Raw genomic sequence first — 17983 nt, forward strand, 5'->3', positions numbered from 1 at the left:
GAGAGGGTGTTTTTTTATAAGAGAAAAACGTTTCCCCATTTTTTCAAAGGTTTTCTCCATAGTTTGAGCGAAACCAACTACACTATAAGAAAAAGGAACGGGTGGAGGGATACGATGCAACGGATGAAAGGCGACCCATATTATCTATTCGAGCTGTTCACACGCTTGTATCGAATGGTATTTCTAATGGAAGTGACAGAGGCAGGCTATCGTTACGTAAATGTGAGCGAACAGGGGAAGGTGGCCTCTTCGCTTCCAAGTGATGTAGAAGGGCGGTATTTACATGAGATGTATCGCTCGGAAGTGGTCGAAGAATTGATTGAACATTATGATGCGGTCGTTGAGACAGGGGAGCCGGTCTACTTCATGTCGCAAATGAACATCGACTCCAATACGGCCCGATTCGCTTCTTCTATGCTTGTACCGATTGAAGATGAGGCTGGTCTTGTTCGTTATGTACTCGGTTTGACAACTGATTTATCCGAGGAGGCGGAGATCAAGTTGTTAAAGAGTATCGAGCATATGGACTATTTGACCGGTATGCCAAATCTGATGAAAGTCAAATTGGAGCTCGACCAGTTGTTCGAGCAACATGACACCGAAGAGACGAGCGTCATGCGCCTTCACATCAACCGTTTCAAGATGATGATGTCGCTTCAAGGTGTGGAGCGCTCGAATCAGTTGATTAAAGACATCACACGTCAATTGGCGAATACGCTTCCGAAAGGTTCAATTATCGGTCGAGTAGACGGTGAAGACTTTATCGCGGTGTTACCTCATACTCCAATCCGGTTGGCATACATGTACGCCGAGCATTTGCTTGACGTGATTGCAGATCATTCGTATCAAGTGGCGGAGGCCGAATTCCCGTTATCGAGTTGTATCGGGATTGGTGCCGGTACAGCGGATGCCGACCGTGTCATCATGAACGCCTCCACGGCTCTGTTGGAAGCGCGTCAGACGGGAAATCAAACGATTCGTTTATATGAACACGATGAGTACGTGCAGCGTTACATCGATGAGATGATGATCGAAACGGAACTGGTCAAAGCGTTGAAGCTAGATGAGTTATACATGGTGTATCAACCGAAAGTGTCGATGGACGGTGCGATTCATTTTGAGGCACTCATTCGCTGGGAGAGTCCTGTTCTCGGATTCATTTCACCTGAAACGTTCATTCGTGTGGCTGAACAGTCACTCTTGATCGAAGACGTGACACGATTCGTCATGAATCGGGTATGTCAGGATGTGTCGTCACAACCTGAGCAGTTTGAAGGGCGCCGCGTGGCTGTGAATGTCTCACCGAATTTATTTCATGAACACCATATGAATGAACTGGTTGCGATCATTGCATCGTACGGTCTTGTGCCAGAACAATTTGAGTTTGAGGTGACCGAGCACACGTTGATGCATGAACCGGTAGCGGCGATCAAAACGGTCGAATCGCTCAAACAACAAGGATTTCGACTGTTGATTGATGACTTTGGGGTCAGTTATTCCTCGTTGAATTATTTGAAGTTGTTCGAGATTGATGGAATCAAGATCGACCGGTCGTTCGTCGCGCAACTCGATCAGGAGAGCGGCATGAAAGAGTATGAAATCGTCAAACTGATTGTCTCGTTGGCTAAAAAGCTAGAGTTAGAGGTGACGGCTGAAGGTGTGGAGACTGAAGAACAATATCGGATCTTACGTCAGCTCGGCTGCGATGAGATTCAAGGGTATTTCTTCAGTCGTCCGATGCCGCTCGCGGAGTTAGAAGAGGCGCTCGGAATCTTGTATTCCCATCAGATGATGTTATCGAAGATCGAGCAGCCTGTGCAGTTGTTGCATCCTTCTTTAGATGAGCGTGAATTGCAACGACTCAAAGCGATATTACGATTGGAAATTTTAAATACGCCACAAGAGGAACGATTTGACCGGATCTCCCGATTGGTCGCACAAACCTTCCAGATGCCAATCGCATTCATTTCGATCATGACGACAGACCAACAGTGGTTCAAATCGTGTGTCGGTATCGAGCTCGAATCCGCTCACCTCAAACGGGAATGGACGTTATGTAATCGGGTTGTCACATCAGAGTCTCCGCTGGTGATTGAAGATGTTGCGGCAGCAGCGATTGAAAGTGACAGTCCTTGGATTGACCGAATCGGATTTTATGCAGGTGTACCGTTGCGGACGAAGCAAGGTCACGTCATCGGCACACTTTGCGTAGTGGATGGGCAGGCGAGAACGTTCTCAGAAGAAAACTTGAAGGCGCTCGAATCGTTTACGCATTGGGTCATGACAGAGATCGAGCACACGGAAGTCTCGAGAAGACAAATCACGCGACAACAATCAATCGAAGCATTGTATGAAGCGACGGCATTGCGTGTACCGTTCCAAGATCAATTGGCCCGGGTTCAAGAAATTTTATTGGAATGGGTCGGTTACTCCCACGGGGTCATCTTCTCGATTGAGCCTTCGCATCGTCTTCTAGTAGAGCATGGGGTCTCTCGTTTGACTTGGGGGGAAGAAGAACTGCATTCCCTGCATCAATTGACAACGGTCGGCGCGCAAACGCTTCAGGAAGGTGATCTGATTGTAGACGGTATCGAATTCACGAGGCTAGTCAGTTTTCCTTTGACGCATGCGCATCAAGTGTTTGGCTGGGTCGTTCTTCTCTCGGAGCAAGGCAACTTGAATGATCATCTCGACGAGGAAACGTTGCAAGAGTTGACAGGGACGGTACGATTGCTTGCACGATGGATGGAGAACGGGATTCGAAAGGAACGGAAACAACGCGAGATGATTCGAATCGCAAAACAAGATCAGCTGACCAAACTGTATAATCATCATACGCTCACGACCGATTTATACAAAAATATGCACCGGACGCCATCGATTACATTGATACTCGTCAATTTAGACGATTTTACAAGAATCAACGATCAGTATGGGCACATGATAGGGGATGAAGTGTTAATTGAAATCGCACAACGATTAAATGAATTCGTCCAGCGTGTTGGGGGTCAAGTCTACCGTTTCTCAGACGATGAATTTGTTTTGGTGCAAACGGGTTCACTAAGTGGGGTTGAGCAGATTAATGAAGTTATTTCCCAGGGAATACACGCGTCGAATGGTGAAGTCATTCATCTTACAGCAAGTGTTGGCGTCACCCTGGTCCAGTCGACCGACACCGTCGATTCGGTTCTTCAAAAAGCAGATGCAGCGATGTATATTGCAAAGAGCAATGGAGGAGACCAGTGGTTTCAGTATGATGGATATTCGGATAAGGGGATTTGAGGATGGGGAAATTATGGTTGATTGAAGGATTACCGGGAAGCGGGAAATCTACGTTTGCCGAGAGGCTACAAGATAAACAAAATGGTAAGTTCTATTCGGAAGTGGATGCGTCACACCCGGTAGATGTGCATGATGTCTATTGGGTCGAGGAGAAACCATCAACTGGTCGTATTCTTGATGAAATCGAGGGGGGATGGCTCGTCCGTTATGATGATGGTGAAGAACTTGCCGGAACGGACGTCTACGAGTTGCCTTTCGCTCTTCACACACGAATCATGTGCGAACGCTGGCGGCGGTATGTTCAAAAGGTAGAGCGGGAAGAACAGGACGTCATCTTTGAATGTGCGTTGCTCCAAAATCCTTTCACGATTGGAATGGTTTCTCAAGACGTTCCGTTAGCGGATATGGAAGCATACGTTCAAGAGCTCGCGGACATCCTAAAACCGATTGATCCGATGGTCGTTTATTTGGCGTTGAATGACGTCGCACGCATTTTTCCAATCGTATATGATGAACGACCAATGGAATGGCAAGGCGGCTTTATCGAGTATTATACGAGCGGTGCCTATGGCGTGAACCATAGTCGTGAAGGGATAGTCGGGACGATTGAGATTTTAGTGGAACGTCAGCGTCGTGAACTCGAACTACTTGAACGACTCCCGCTTCGCCATGTTCAGATTCAAAACGATGAGAGACGTTCATTCGAAGAATTAACGAATATATTGGAAGAGGAGTCTGTTCGTTCATGCAAACTTTGATCAAACATTCGGATCGTTTTTGGTATATGACACCGGTCGACCGTACAGACCGACCGATTCTCGGTGCCGTTGTCGGCGATACGCATACGCTACTTATCGACGCGGGCAATTCCGTGTCGCACGCTTCATTATTTTTAGAACAGCTAGAGAAACAAGGCCTCCGCACGCCGTCGATGGTTGCGTTGACCCATTGGCATTGGGATCATATCTTTGGTTTACCTGCACTCGAAGGAATGGTGTCCATTGCGAGTGAAGCGACCAAACAGGGGATGGAAAAACTTGTCCCATATGCTTGGGATGATGTCTCTCTCGATGAGCGGGTGGCGCAAGGGATTGAAATCGAGTTTTGTGCACAGGCGATCCGAGAAGAGTATGGAGATACGCGCGATATCGAAATCGTGTTGCCCACGCTGACGTTTCAAGAGTCGCTGACGCTCGACCTCGGTGGCGTTCACGTCGTGTTACGACATGTCGGAGGAGACCACGCAAAAGATGCGGTTGTCCTGTATGTCGCAGAGGAGCGGGTATTATTTTTAGGAGACGCGTTATACGCAGACATCTATTCTCCCACATGGCGAATGACTCCGGAAGAAACCCTGCGGTTGTTGAATGTATTGGAATCGTTTGATGCTAAACAGATTGTCTGGTCACACGGTGAGATGGTGAGTCGTGAATCCTTCGCAGAAGATTGCCTTGCATTAAGACGAATCGCCACCATTTCGAATGATTTCCCAGGAAATATTGATGAAATCACGCAGTCATATGCTTCACTCGTCAATCGGGAGATCACCGAGGAAGAGAACGAGTTGATTACGTTTTTTGTGAACGGGACGGTGGGAAGATGACTTACACTATCACGCGGATTCACGAGGAAGACGAGACGTTCCAACAGTTTTTGACCACTCAATTACGTGAGTATAACAACGTTCGTTCGATTTACCATCGTGACATTCGCGAGGCGCACGTGCCGACCATTCAGTTGAAAGTGGAGCAAGAAGGACGGGTAATCGCCGGCTTATATGGGAGTGTGTATTGGGGATGGTTCGATTTGGATCGCCTTTGGGTCGATGCAGACTTTCATGGTCAGGGCATCGGTAGCCAATTGCTTGGAGAAGGGGAGGCGTTAGCGAAGTCGCTCGGTGCGACGCGTGTGAAATTGACGACGTTCTCGTTTCAAGCGAAACCGTTTTATGAGCGATTCGGTTACACGGTAATAGGTGTGCTACCGGACTATCCGCCGGGATCGGATTACTATATGATGATGAAGCAATTATAAAAGGCGACACGAGGTCGCCTTTTTAATACACTTTATCCCCATTGAAGATTGAATTTTTCACCATGACGTAGTCTACGGTGCGCAATGCCTCGAGACTGTCACCACCCGCGTAAGAAATCGCCGATTGGAGGTCTTGCTCCATCTCGGTCAATGTATCTTGTAGTGCCCCTTTGTGTTCGACAAACATCTTTTTCCCCTCGACGTTCTTTCGCTCACCCTTTTGGAACTCAGAAGCAGAACCGAAATACTCTTTCAATTGTTTCCCGTCTTGCTCGAACGTTTCCCCCGGTGATTCATCGTGTCCTGCGAACAATGAACCAATCATGACCATCGAAGCGCCGAAGCGAATCGATTTGGCGATGTCACCGTGAGTACGGATGCCCCCATCCGCGATAATCGGTTTCGTCGCTGCTTTGGCACACCAGCGAAGTGCAGCCAATTGCCAGCCCCCGGTACCAAAACCTGTTTTGATTTTCGTGATACACACTTTACCAGGACCGATTCCAACCTTCGTCGCATCCGCTCCGGCATGCTCCAATTCGCGAACGGCCTCTGGTGTCCCGACGTTCCCCGCGATGACGAATGATCCAGGAAGATGGTGTTTGATATGCTGAATCATTCGGATGACCGCATTCGAATGACCGTGAGCGATATCGATTGTAATAAATTCTGGCGTATGACCGGTCGATTTGAGCATTTCGATAAACCCATACTCTTCTTCCTTCACGCCGACACTGATGGATGCATACAAACCACGCTCATGCATGTCTTGGATAAACGCCAGGCGCGTCTCTGGATTGAAGCGATGCATGATGTAAAAATATCCGTTCTTAGCCAGCATCAATGCGACCTTTTCATCGATAATCGTCTGCATGTTAGCCGGAACGACTGGTAATCGGAACGTGAAGCCACCAAGCTCGACGGTCGGATCACATTCCGAACGACTGTCGACAATACATTTTGCAGGAATTAATTGAATATCTTCGTAATCAAATACTTTATCCATATATCGCACCCCTATTCACGAACATTAACGTATTGAACAATAAAAAACTTCGCCCATTCGGTAATATAACGTGAATAGAGTTTAAAGTCAAAGGATAATTCAATTAATTTATCTTAAAAATGAATAAAATTAAATCAATTTATGTTTAATGTTCGGATTTAGGATTTATTTTCGGTGTTTCACGTGAAAAAAGGACCACTTATCGGTGGTCCTTTGCGAGTGCATATTGATTTCGTCCACCTGCTTTGGCTTCATAGAGAGCGAGGTCGGCACGTTTTAGTAACTGTTTGGTCGACAACCCTTTTACAAATCGAGCACCCCCGACACTTGAAGTCGTAATGAACGTATGTTGGTCGATTTCCCATGGGCGCTGTAGTGCTTGAATGATTTTCTCTGCAACCCGATGTAGGGCACAGGGATCGTTGAAGCGAATGAGAACGGCAAACTCATCACCGCCAAGTCTGGCAATCATATCTTGTTTGCGGAGCACGGATGTCAATCGACGAGCGAGTTGTCGCAAGAGTTCATCGCCCACATCATGACCGAACGTATCGTTGATTTGTTTGAATCGGTCAACATCAAGAGCGAGGACGGCCAATTCACCTTGCTCGAATTCGGTTCGATCGATCGCTTCCTCGAGGTAAGCGAGGAAGAAACGACGGTTCGGTAAGTCGGTCAGCGTGTCGTGATACGCCAAATGCTTCAGTTGCTTCTCTAGTGCTTTACGCTGCATGATTTCTCGGCTAACCGTCAAATAGTGTAGGAGAAGTCCGGATTCATCATAGATGGCCTAAATTTTCGTTTCGAGCCAAATCCAGCGCTGGTCAGCATGGAAATGACGGAACTCAAGGGTCAAGGAGATGTCTTCTTCCTTCATTTCTTTCAACTGCTCCCGGACGATCTGGATGTCGTCCGGATGGATATAGTCGAGCGTATTCTTCCCTTCGTAATATCCGGCCGCAAAACCGAGCACGGTACGGTGAGAAGGGGAAGCATAACGAACAGTACCATCCCGTTCTAGTATGCAGACGAGGTCACTCATGTTTTCTGTGATCAATCGATATTGTAACTCACTCTGTCTTAACGCTTGTTCCATTTCACGTTTCTCCGTGACATCACGCAAAATCGTTAAGACGGCCGTTTCACCCTCATAATCGATGAGAAGGCTACTGATATCCATCTGGAGCTTGTCTCCACTCGGTGTCATGATGACCATTTCCGTATCTTGGACGGGGCCTCCGAGTTCGAGAGAGGCAAGTCGTTGACGGGTGGACTGATGATACTCTTCTGCGATGAATGAAAAAATCGATTCATTCTCTAGATAGGTTTCTCCGATTGTGGCGAGTGCCATCGCGTTCGCATATATAATCTGTCCTTCCTGATGCACAATGATGCCTTCCGGAATGGTTTCAATCAATTGACGGTAACGACGTTCGCTTTCGACCGTGGCACGCTCGGCATTTTTCTCTGGCGTCAAATCGATGATGATCGCAAACAGGCCGGTAATGTTACCGCCGACCTCGATTGGAATGTTGAGGACGGTTAAGTCGAGTCGTTCCCCGGATTGATGTTCAGCATAAATGGAATACTTGTGTGGAATCCCAGACAGCGTGAATTGTAACCCTTTCCTGACCCGAGACCGCTCACTCTCGGGAAGCCAGTGCAGGAACGGCTGATGAAGCATATCCTGTTCCGTATGACCCGTGATGACCGTGACGGCCGGGTTGACGGATTTGATGTTCAAATGATGGTCGAGTACAAAGATGCCATGTGGAGAATACCGTCGTAGCGACTCGTGATGATCTTTTAAGATCGACAATTCGAGTTCGCGACGTTTCCGTTCCGTCACTTCACGAACGACGGAGACGATATGGGTACAGTTCCCCTCATCATTGAAAATCGGCGTCACTTCTGACTCGAAATAATGAAGGGGGAGCGTCAATACATCATCCGCCTCGACCGTATCCGTATAAAAGGAGTCAGCAAGACGGTAGTCTTCATAGACGACACTCTTTTTTGTACGAATCGCTTCATCGTAATACTGCGTAATAAGTGTAGCGGTCTCGATCGGGACCAACTCATCGATGGTCTTCCCGACATCCGCATCTGACCAATTGATGGCCCGTTTCCCAGGCTCATTTACGAAGACGTAGCGATATGCTGAACCATCGACTTCCATAAAGAACACATAGTCTGAAATTTTATCGAACGTCCGTAGTAAAATCGATGCGTTGGATTGAAGTGTTTGGTCAACTTTCATCTCGTCTCCCTCATTTCGTTCATTCTATTTTTTACACGTCATTTTTATCTTACCGCATCATTCGACCAAATGTGTGAACTTTCAAAAAAAGACGGGATGTACGTACATCCCGTCAAGCCGCTTCGTTCAGTTGTTTTTGTTCGTTTCGTCCGTTCATGACGTAATACAAGAAAATGGTAAAGAGAACGACGCCTGAAAGAATCAAATAAAGGGTCGAGAAGCCTGTCAACGGAATCAACAACCCGATGAAATAGGGGCCGAACCCTAGACCGGCATCAAGTGCGATGAAGAAGGTCGATGTCGCCATCCCCATTCGGTGAGGTGGAGAAGCCTTGACGGCGATTGCTTGGGTGCCGGATTGGATATTCCCGAAGCCTAATCCGATTAACGCACCGGCAAGTAGAAGCATCCAACCGCTATTCGCTTGACTGAGCACGAGTAGACCGATCGCGAAGATGGCGATTGCCGGATACATGACGACGTTCGCTCCGCGCGCGTCCATCAATTTTCCTGTGATTGGTCGTGATAACAGAACGGCGACCGAATAGACGAGGAAGAAGATACTCGCTGCCTCGATCAAGTCGAGTTCACTCGCGTAGAAGTTGATATAGGACAAGACACTCGAGTAGCTTAGTGCGGCCATCCCGATAATCAAGGCAATCGGGAGCGCTTTTGGTTCGACGAACGATTTTAAAGAGAATCCGCGCACGACTTCCGGGGCGTCGACTTCCGGTACATTCACAAAGAACGTACTCGCCAAACTGATGACCCCGATCACAAAACAAAGGCCGAAGATGACGGTGAAGCTCGTGTGTTGGCTGAGGAGTAATCCGACGAATGGCCCGATGGCTGTCGCCAGAGTAGAACTCATGCTGTAGTAACCGATCCCTTCACCTTTTCGAGTCGCGGGAATGACTTGCGCGACGATGGTTCCAGTTGCCGTACTCGATAATCCCATCCCGAGCCCGTGTACGAACCGTGTCAGTAACAAGAAACCGACACCCCAATGGACGAAGTACAATAAAATCGTGGCGGTGAAAAAGACGAGCCCGATATAAAGCGTCTTCTTCCGACCGATCGAATCAATCAGTCGACCGATGAACAAGCGCCCGGTCAGCGTCCCGATGATGAAGATGCCAGTGACGAGTCCTGCTTGACTCGTGGTCGCCCCGTACGACTCGACGGCATGCACCCCGATGGTGACCATCAATAAGAAAAAGATGAGCGTCAGGAAGAAGTTGATGAGCGAGATGATTAAAAAGTCTCTCGTCCAAAGTTTTTGAATAGGTTGTTGCATCATACGTGACGCCTCCTTTTCTTCAAATTCGAATAGTTAATAAACATAACTAAAAGAGTATACCAAATCAAATTAGGATTGTCCGAGATGATGCACTGCATGCAGTGAATGACAGACATGAAAAAACTCGACTCGGGAATCGAGTCGAGTCAAGTGACATCGTTAGGCACGGTCCCAGAATCGGGCAGTCGCAATCCCATCGATGAACGCATTGAATCCATCGAGGTTATGCTCGTCAAACGTGAAGACACCAGGCTGGTCTTGCTTCACGCGACATGTGGCGAGTGCCTCTTTATGGTGTACGTGTAGGGCGAGCGGCTTATAGTGCTTGTACGTGTTCTCGATAAATTCGAGCACATCATCCTCGACAGTCATCGCGGCACTCACTAAGAAGGCGGCATCGAAAAGGCTCGAGTCGACCGTATCGTACGTCTCCTTCACCTTCAGGTCACCAAGCATATACGCCTTCTTGCCGACAAGGCTGTAGTTGACGTTGTGATCGGCGAGCGTCTGCACCCACTGTTTCACCTGATTCGCATCCACGTCACCGGCAAGGAGAAGGGCGACGCTCTTCGTATCGGGCTTTTTGATTGTGTTCGCCATCGAGAGAGCAGGGGACGTCTTATCTGACTGGACCTCATTATTCTCTTCGGGCACATGTACTCCTAAGTTGTCGGCGACGACTTCAGCGAGATGACGATCGATGCGGTTCAATAAATCGACGGCGTTCTCTTTCACCATGTCCGACTCACATTTTCCGAGCTCAAAACTGCAGGCATCTTGGATGTGTTGTTTTTCGACATCGGTCATGCTGTTGTAGAAGAGCTTCGCCTGTGAATAGAAATCAAGGAAGCTGTCACTACGTCCCCGAATCTTATGACCATCGATTTTCTCTTGATAGTGCTCAAATCCACCTTGATCGGCCGGTACAGGTTCCGGCTGATTATTGTTGAGCGCATTTTTATGGTAGCTCGTCTGACCTTTGTGAACGGCCATTTGATGCATCCCGTCCCGCTGGTTGTTGTGGAACGGACAAACGGGCTTGTTGATTGGGATCTGGTGGAAGTTTGGTCCACCGAGACGCGACAATTGGGTGTCCGTATACGAGAACAGACGACCTTGCAAGAGCGGATCGTTCGAGAAGTCGATTCCTGGGACGAGATGACCCGGGTGGAAGGCGACTTGTTCGGTTTCCGCGAAGAAGTTGTCGACGTTTCGATTAAGTGTCATCTTTCCGACGAGTTTCACTGGAATCTCTTCTTCCGGCCACAGTTTGGTTGGGTCTAAGATGTCGAAGTCATAGTTGAACTCGTCTTCTTCCGGGATCAGCTGCAGGCCGAGCTCCCATTCAGGATAGTCGCCTTTATTGATGGCTTCATAAAGGTCGACACGGTGGAAGTCAGCATTTTTCCCGACTGCTTTTTGGGCTTCGTCCCATACTTGTGAATGAACCCCGAGCTTCGGTTTCCAATGGAATTTGACGAAATGCGCTTTTCCTTCCGCATTTACAAGACGGAATGTATGCACCCCGAACCCTTCCATCATGCGTAGACTACGCGGAATTCCCCGATCACTCATCGCCCACATGACCATATGAGCGGTCTCATGGTTTTGTCCGACGAAATCCCAAAAAGTATCGTGCGCGCTTCCCCCTTGCGGCACTTCCGTATGTGGTTCAGGCTTCACAGCGTGGACGAGGTCCGGGAACTTGATGGCATCTTGGATAAAGAAGACTGGGATGTTGTTTCCGACTAAATCGTAGTTCCCTTCGTCTGTATAGAACTTCGTTGCAAAACCACGGACGTCACGGACCGTATCCGCGGACCCGCGTGAGCCTTGGACAGTCGAGAAACGGACGAATACGGGTGTCGTCTTCGAAGGGTCATTCAAAAAGTTCGCTTTTGTGAACTCGGCGAGCGGTTCATACACCTGGAACTCTCCATGTGCTCCTACGCCGCGCGCATGGACGATCCGCTCCGGAATCCGCTCATGGTCGAAATGGGTCATCTTCTCGCGGAAATGGAAATCCTCGATCAATGTCGGACCACGACGTCCTGCTTTCAGCGAGAATTCGTCTTCCGCCATCTTCAGACCTTGATTTGTCGTCAAGCCAGCTTGTTGTTCGTTATCAATCGTATGTTGTTTTAACTGCTCTTCTTTCTTGTTCCCCATGTGATTGCCTCCCTTAAGTATGACTGACCGTCGTAAGTCACCATTTGACCTACTGTATCGGTGTTCCCTAACGCCAATAAAAAAATCCCTCTTTTTCAAAAAAGAGAGATTTCACACAAACATTTATAATGCGGCCCATACATGCTGTTTCAATACGATTTGTTGTACCACTTTAGGGTCGAGTTCGTATTCAGTGGCAATGATGCGCGTCACTTTCGCTTTCGCATCGGGGTCGTCAGGATTCTGTTTCGTATATTGATCTTGCCATGACCTCCAAATTTGAATCTCTGTATCGGTCAATTTGGTCGTCCATTCTTTTTCTCGAAGTTGCCAACCGAACATCATGTCGTCTGTTTGACCGGGTTCCACCCAGTCTGCGAGTCCATAATCGCCTTCCGGAGCGAATACGGCTTCACCGAGTGGCGGTTCCGTCCCGATATAGGCAGCATCATCATAAAATCGTAACAAGGCGGCCTGGAACTGATCTGACTGTTTTACGTCATCGATGACGTCATGGCTGACGGATTGAAGCTCATCCGTACTCGGGTTCCCGTGTACGACGATGTCGTATTCATATCGAATGACACCGTCTTGTTCGGTTTGTGTACGTTCTTCAATCGTATATATTTCCTCGGAAATGGATGCTTGTTCAGCCTTTAACTGCGTCGTGGGGACGGATTCCTGTGGCCAAAACCAGAAGGCGCAACCGAGAGGGACAAGGAATACGGCAAGACGACGTAGTCGGTACACCTTGTTTGATTTTCTTTTTTTCTTCAATCCAAAAACACTCCTTCAATGATGTAACAATCCCCAAAATGTCGGGGATTACGTTCGATCTAAACGAACGAGGTCCGCATCGGGATGCGACTGACCACGAACGAGAGCACTCAAAATACGAGAGCCAAGCATGCTATACACGGTCCCATTTCCCCCATATCCGAGCAAGTAAAACAAGTTCGGTCGATTCGGGTGCTCCCCGATGAACGGGAGTTGGTCCACCGACTCTCCAAACAAGGCGACCCAAGCATAATCGACTTCTAGGTCATACATCGGGAAGAGCTCGGCGATTTTTTCTTTCACTCGTTCCGCCCGATCGTTCATGAGCGCCTCATCGTGCGGCGTTTCGGCCTGGTCTTCGTCAAGCCCACCCGCGATAATTCGCCCGTCCGGAGTCGTGCGCAAATAGAGATATGGTCGTTTCGTCTCCCAAATGAGCGCGCGTCCTTCCCATTCGCTGAATTCGGCGATTGGATTCGTTGCGATGGCGTATGACCGATTCAAATCGATCCGATGGGAGTCGAGTAGGGGAGCTGGCCCATAACCTGTCGCAAAGATGACTTTATTCGCTTTAAATGTCCCGTTCGAGGTGAACACAATCCATCCATCACCATCAGACACGACCTCATCCACCGACGTCTCTTCAAAAATCGGGACGTGTTGTTTCGATAAATGGCGGATGATTTGACGACTGAGCGTGAGCGGATTGACCTCGGCATCGCCTTTTGTGATGAGGGCCGCCGGTTTTTCAAATGGGAAGCGTTCACGTAGTGCCTCACGATCCAACCACTCCACATCAAAACCGTGTTTGGCTAGCATCTCATACTCACGTTGCAATTTGGCAACATCGTCCTCTTCACTCGCAAAACAAAGGCTGTCCCGTCGAATATATATATCGGATGCATCGACATCTTTCGCCACCTGGTCGAGCGATTCGACCGCGTCGAGACATAATTGATAGAAGCGTACCGCTGCCGCTTCTCCAATTTTTTCTGCAAGTTCATGTAACATGATGTCATTTGAATATTGAATTAAACCGGTATTTGCTGATGTGCTTCCGGTACCGACTTTTCGCCCATCGAGCACCGCAAAATCGACGCCATCTCGTTGTAACGTATAAGCCGTCAATGTTCCGGACATACCGGCTCCGATGACGAGTACGTCGTAATGCTCTTTTTTGTCAGGTCTTTCTAACACGACGTCCTCTGATTCGGTCGTTGGCCAATATAAATCTCCGTTATACAATTCCATCGGTCTCATCCTCCATGATATTCAGTATCTTCCTCTTTATCCCCGCTTCAATAGAGGTGAAACCAAAAAACCGCAGACGATGTGTCTGCGGTTCACATGTTATTTCTTGATGATGATGGATGAAGGAGAAGCGCCTTTCGTATATGTGATGCGTTGGACGTTTTTTGCCCCGCGAATCTCAGCAAGGTTTTTCCCGTCAACGATTACTTCTTTTACCGTCGCGCCTTTGAAGTCGATGATGGCACCGGCTTCTTTCGGTTTCACTTGAACGACGACATTTTTCAACGGGTCTCCTGTCAATTCCGTGTATACGCCACGAACGAAGATGCCGTTTTTGAAGTTCGTGCCTTTTCCGATTGTCACGCCGATGTAATCCTCTTGAAGAACGAGGCGAGCAGCTTTATGGTTTTCTACAGTGTAACGCGTCAATTCCACTTCTGGTTCCGGTGTGAAGTCGATTTGTGCAAGTACTGGATCATGGTCACTCGCACGCCCTGACATCTCAGTGAAGTCCGAGTTGACGTGAATCATGTCAATTTTCGTAGAAGCGGCCAAGCGGTTCGAGACGAGGATATGATCGAGTACTTGTGAGTTCCCTTGATACACATACGAGTAGCGGTCGACAGCAGGAACTTTCTCGACCATGTTCGTCATCAAGTCGCCTTTGAAGATTTGGAGCGCATCCGAGAATTCGAAATCATTGAAGTCTCCGAGTGCGACGACGTTCGCTTCTGGATTCTTCGTCTTCACGTCCGCCACGAAGTTGTGGACGACTTGTGCGATTTTCTTACGTTGCACTTCACTTCCGAGTACGACCGGTTGTTGTGAACCGAAGAAACCAGTGTCGCCACCTTTCGAGTTCCAATGGTTCGCGATCACGATGACGTTCTCGCCTTGGAAGTCGAATTGAGCAGCTAACGGTTTACGCGAACGATCGAACGCTTCGTTCGTCGGATCGATACGTCCCGGGTTGTGCGTCAATTTCCCATCGGCGTATCCGACGGCCGTCGTCGCGTCACCGGCAGGCATTCCCTCCGTCAATGACACGCGCTCAGGATCGTACAAGAAGCCGACACGGATGTTGGCATCTGGGGCGCCTCCGTCTTGGTTGTTCTCTGGGTCGATGTTGACGTATTTATACGTCTTCCCACCGACAGCGACAATGTTATCGATTAAGCGCTGATAGCTCTGGTCAGCGGCAGAACCTGCCCCTTTATCCTGTCCATCGTTGTCTTGTACTTCCGTCACACCGATGATGTCAGGGCTGTTCAATTCGTTGACGAACGCTTTCGCCAGTTTGAGTGCCTTTTCATCTGATGTTTCTTTGATGTTGTTCGAGAAGTTCTCTAAGTTATACGATGCAATCGTTAATTGATCTTCTTCTGCCTCGATGAATGTCTTCTCACGCTGCGCATCTCCTTTGACGAAGGCAGCTTTCATGTCTTCAAGTGAGGCTTGAATCTTATAGTTACCGAACGAATAGCCGACAACACCGACAATCGGTCCAGTTAAGCGGTCGCCCGTCGCGACATCGAATTCACGCGCTTCCGCGTTCGGTTCGAGACGGAACTGAATGCGTTCCGGGTTTGCATCGTTCTTTTTCAATAAGACGCCGCCATTGTACGTCTCCGTTGGCGTATCCTCGAGAACAGTCACCAAATCACCGTATTCTTGTGGTCCGACTGACTTCAACTTGTTCGTTTGAACACGCATTCCTTCAAGGCTCTCCCAGAAGTCGATGGCATCCTTCTCCGGATTGAAGACAGCGAGGTTGTCGCTGTCGATAAACTCGGTCGGAAGGTTTGAGGCATCAATCGTAATTGGAGTCGGAAGGGTGACACCACTCGCGACGACTTCAACTTTTCCGTTACGGGTATCGATTTGTGTCATCTTCATATCTGTCTGTTGACGGTCGCTGTATCCTTCAATCGCATACTCGCTCACTTTTCCGTTCACTTTGACGAGGTCACCGACTTGAATGCCAGCAATCGAACGTCCACCGTAAAGGACAATCCCTTCAGATGTCCGTGCATCGTCATCGGCCTCGGCGTCAGGAGTTTGAATGAAGTAATACGTCGTCCCGCTCGAGACGAACGTAGACGTGACAATTCCTTCTACCCCTTCAACCGTCTGTCCGTTCATCGGAGCCGTGTGGTTCGCACCTTGGATGTCGTGAATGCGAATCTTGTCTGTGATCTTATAAGAGAATGTTGAGACGGCGCTGAACGAGTCGCCTGTTTTCACGACCGTTTTCAACGTCGTCGAGTTTTCAATGCGGATTGGGTTTTCGTAACGAAGCCCATTCTCTTTTGGATCAGAGCCGTCGAGTGTATAGAAAATCTCTGCGTCTGCTGTCGTTGTCGAGAGCGTCACGTCTTGTGGACCAACGAATGTACCGGCACCTGGTTTCGCGACAGCCGGCCGAAGAACGGACGTATCGATAACCGTGTCCGCCGGGTCACGAGGGATGATTTGGTACGTATCGTCAAACTGTTGAACGATTCCTGTGATTGATGAATAGTTCACATCCGTCTGTAAATCAAGGATGCCTCGCTCGTCGCGAACGACGAACTCCTTCGTTCCGTCCGTCGCCGTCAAGTTCTGACCGCTACCTGTGAGTGTGACATTTTTGACGGTAACGAGTTCGGATTCGACGTCCTCGTTGATTTGTTCCCCTGTCAAGACTTGGGCAGTAGGAAGTGTTGCTGCTTGTTTTGAAACAACGACAGCGCTGTTCAATTGAAGAAGCTCACGGTACGAACCGACGACCCCTGTGACAACGATCTCGTCCCCGACGTTGACGGCAAGAGATGTCGGACGGATAGACAGACCACCTGTCGCGTCTTGAATGGAGATGGTGTTCGCTAATTTAGCCGTGACGACTCCTTTTACGGTGACCGTCTCATTTTCTGCCTTTGTTCGTGCATCAGCAATTGAAATCGGTGTGATCGGTGCAGGAGGTTCTGTTGTATCGCCATCTCCGTATTCAACGCCTTGGAACGTATGTAACCCGAGATTGTCGAACGTGTCTTGTGGTGTCGATGACCATTCGATAGCCGGGTCGAAGGCATCACTGCCATCACTGTCTCCCTTTGTGACCGTGTCTTTACGAATGAGCGATTGGTCAGCAGTCGCAACGGTCGTTCCCCATTTTGTTCCTGGGTCGAAGCCGAGTTGACCGAAGACATCAAGAACCGTGTCTCCTTTTTTCAAGACGATCGTGTCATCCCCGTTGAAGTTCGTCACGGCACTCACCGTATCCGATTTTGCTTTCAATGTGTCCGACGCACTGCCGTTCACAATGACATATGTAGCTCCTGGTGCGAGGGTGCCAGTCAAATTCAATGTATTTCCGGCAGTCGTACCTCCGTTTGAATACAGTTCAATTTTGTAAGCGGAAAGGTCGATTGTCGCGTTCGTTCCATTGAATAACTCGATTGCTTTATTGTTGCTCGATCCTTCTACGTACTCGGAAATGAAGAGATCTGATGCGTTCAACGTCTCGGCGTTTACGTTTGCCGCAATCGGCGTCATACTGCTGACGATGAGTCCTGCTGATAAGGCGAGGCCAGTGACTGCCTTAAATGATTGTGTTGGTTTCCCCATGTGTAAGTCTCCCTTAGATGTAATGGTCTAATCCGATTTCCCCAACTTGCGTCGTTATAAATAAGTGAATTTATATCCTCCTTTTTCAAAAAAACGACATGATAGCGCTTACATTACTTTTCTTGTGACGAATCCCTTGAAAAATTATTCGTGTATTGTCAAAAATAACACGTTCATTTCCCAAGTTTTTTTACTACATGTTAAACATAACCAAGCAGACGTCAGAACTCAATCCACTAAACACAAAGTTATGATTACATTTTGATTACAAGATAAATGTAATCGGAAGAACTTGACG

At 48.5% G+C, this 17983-nt stretch carries 12 protein-coding genes; 4 read left to right on the forward strand and 8 right to left on the reverse strand.

The features are described 5' to 3' along the window. Nucleotides 1-114 precede the first annotated feature (114 nt). From KNO61_RS13515 to KNO61_RS13530, 4 genes are read left to right on the forward strand one after another with little or no spacing between them, the layout of a single operon-like run. The gene (locus KNO61_RS13515; protein ID WP_214873602.1) at nt 115-3282 is read left to right on the forward strand and encodes an EAL domain-containing protein; all 3168 of its coding nucleotides are present in this window, start codon (nt 115-117) and stop codon (nt 3280-3282) included. A gap of 2 nt (nt 3283-3284) precedes the next feature. After that, nucleotides 3285-4040 carry a P-loop NTPase family protein gene (locus tag KNO61_RS13520; protein WP_214873604.1) on the forward strand — a complete coding sequence of 252 codons (756 nt, stop codon included), beginning with the start codon at nt 3285-3287 and terminating at the stop codon, nt 4038-4040. Beyond that, on the forward strand, nt 4028-4885 hold the full coding sequence (locus tag KNO61_RS13525; protein WP_214873607.1) for an MBL fold metallo-hydrolase: 858 nt from the start codon (nt 4028-4030) through the stop codon (nt 4883-4885). Before KNO61_RS13520 ends, KNO61_RS13525 begins: the two co-directional genes overlap by 13 nt. Then, nucleotides 4882-5316 (forward strand): GNAT family N-acetyltransferase, encoded by a 435-nt coding sequence (locus KNO61_RS13530; RefSeq protein ID WP_074035146.1) that lies wholly within the window; start codon nt 4882-4884, stop codon nt 5314-5316. The genes KNO61_RS13525 and KNO61_RS13530 overlap by 4 nt, the downstream gene beginning before the upstream one ends. Nucleotides 5317-5338: 22 nt before the next feature. Here KNO61_RS13530 and guaC read toward each other — a convergent pair whose 3' ends face one another. The 8 genes from guaC to KNO61_RS13565 form a co-directional block, all read right to left on the reverse strand. After that, the gene (gene guaC / locus KNO61_RS13535; RefSeq protein ID WP_031424215.1) at nt 5339-6322 is read right to left on the reverse strand and encodes a GMP reductase; all 984 of its coding nucleotides are present in this window, start codon (nt 6320-6322) and stop codon (nt 5339-5341) included. Nucleotides 6323-6521: 199 nt separating this feature from the next. Continuing rightward, the gene (locus KNO61_RS17285) at nt 6522-7055 is read right to left on the reverse strand and encodes a GGDEF domain-containing protein (protein WP_251030851.1); all 534 of its coding nucleotides are present in this window, start codon (nt 7053-7055) and stop codon (nt 6522-6524) included. Nucleotides 7056-7112: 57 nt separating this feature from the next. Then, nucleotides 7113-8582 carry a PAS domain S-box protein gene (locus tag KNO61_RS13540; protein ID WP_251030852.1) on the reverse strand — a complete coding sequence of 490 codons (1470 nt, stop codon included), beginning with the start codon at nt 8580-8582 and terminating at the stop codon, nt 7113-7115. A 112-nt stretch (nt 8583-8694) separates the two neighbouring features. Further along, nucleotides 8695-9879, reverse strand: coding sequence for an MFS transporter (locus KNO61_RS13545; RefSeq protein WP_041918118.1), 1185 nt, complete (start codon nt 9877-9879; stop codon nt 8695-8697). Nucleotides 9880-10041: 162 nt separating this feature from the next. After that, complete coding sequence (locus KNO61_RS13550) at nt 10042-12051, reverse strand: catalase (RefSeq protein ID WP_214684993.1); 2010 nt, start codon at nt 12049-12051, stop codon at nt 10042-10044. Nucleotides 12052-12174: 123 nt separating this feature from the next. Continuing rightward, complete coding sequence (locus KNO61_RS13555; RefSeq protein WP_214873609.1) at nt 12175-12828, reverse strand: hypothetical protein; 654 nt, start codon at nt 12826-12828, stop codon at nt 12175-12177. 48 nt (nt 12829-12876) lie between these two features. After that, nucleotides 12877-14079, reverse strand: coding sequence for an NAD(P)/FAD-dependent oxidoreductase (locus KNO61_RS13560; protein WP_078146025.1), 1203 nt, complete (start codon nt 14077-14079; stop codon nt 12877-12879). Nucleotides 14080-14178: 99 nt separating this feature from the next. Next, nucleotides 14179-17685: a chitobiase/beta-hexosaminidase C-terminal domain-containing protein gene (locus KNO61_RS13565; RefSeq protein WP_214873611.1), complete on the reverse strand. Its 3507-nt coding sequence runs from the start codon at nt 17683-17685 to the stop codon at nt 14179-14181. Nucleotides 17686-17983: the final 298 nt, after the last annotated feature.

Origin of the sequence: Exiguobacterium sp. s140, assembly GCF_018617035.1 — a bacterium.
GTDB lineage: Bacteria > Bacillota > Bacilli > Exiguobacteriales > Exiguobacteriaceae > Exiguobacterium > Exiguobacterium profundum.

What these genes read in the sequence shown, in the direction of transcription:
- KNO61_RS13515 (WP_214873602.1), top strand. Translation starts at nt 115, where the DNA reads ATGCAACGGATGAAAGGCGACCCATATTATCTATTCGAGCTGTTCACA.
- KNO61_RS13520 (WP_214873604.1), top strand. Translation starts at nt 3,285, where the DNA reads ATGGGGAAATTATGGTTGATTGAAGGATTACCGGGAAGCGGGAAATCT.
- KNO61_RS13525 (WP_214873607.1), top strand. Translation starts at nt 4,028, where the DNA reads ATGCAAACTTTGATCAAACATTCGGATCGTTTTTGGTATATGACACCG.
- KNO61_RS13530 (WP_074035146.1), top strand. Translation starts at nt 4,882, where the DNA reads ATGACTTACACTATCACGCGGATTCACGAGGAAGACGAGACGTTCCAA.
- guaC (WP_031424215.1), bottom strand. Translation starts at nt 6,322, where the DNA reads ATGGATAAAGTATTTGATTACGAAGATATTCAATTAATTCCTGCAAAA.
- KNO61_RS17285 (WP_251030851.1), bottom strand. Translation starts at nt 7,055, where the DNA reads ATGCAGCGTAAAGCACTAGAGAAGCAACTGAAGCATTTGGCGTATCAC.
- KNO61_RS13540 (WP_251030852.1), bottom strand. Translation starts at nt 8,582, where the DNA reads ATGAAAGTTGACCAAACACTTCAATCCAACGCATCGATTTTACTACGG.
- KNO61_RS13545 (WP_041918118.1), bottom strand. Translation starts at nt 9,879, where the DNA reads ATGCAACAACCTATTCAAAAACTTTGGACGAGAGACTTTTTAATCATC.
- KNO61_RS13550 (WP_214684993.1), bottom strand. Translation starts at nt 12,051, where the DNA reads ATGGGGAACAAGAAAGAAGAGCAGTTAAAACAACATACGATTGATAAC.
- KNO61_RS13560 (WP_078146025.1), bottom strand. Translation starts at nt 14,079, where the DNA reads ATGGAATTGTATAACGGAGATTTATATTGGCCAACGACCGAATCAGAG.
- KNO61_RS13565 (WP_214873611.1), bottom strand. Translation starts at nt 17,685, where the DNA reads ATGGGGAAACCAACACAATCATTTAAGGCAGTCACTGGCCTCGCCTTA.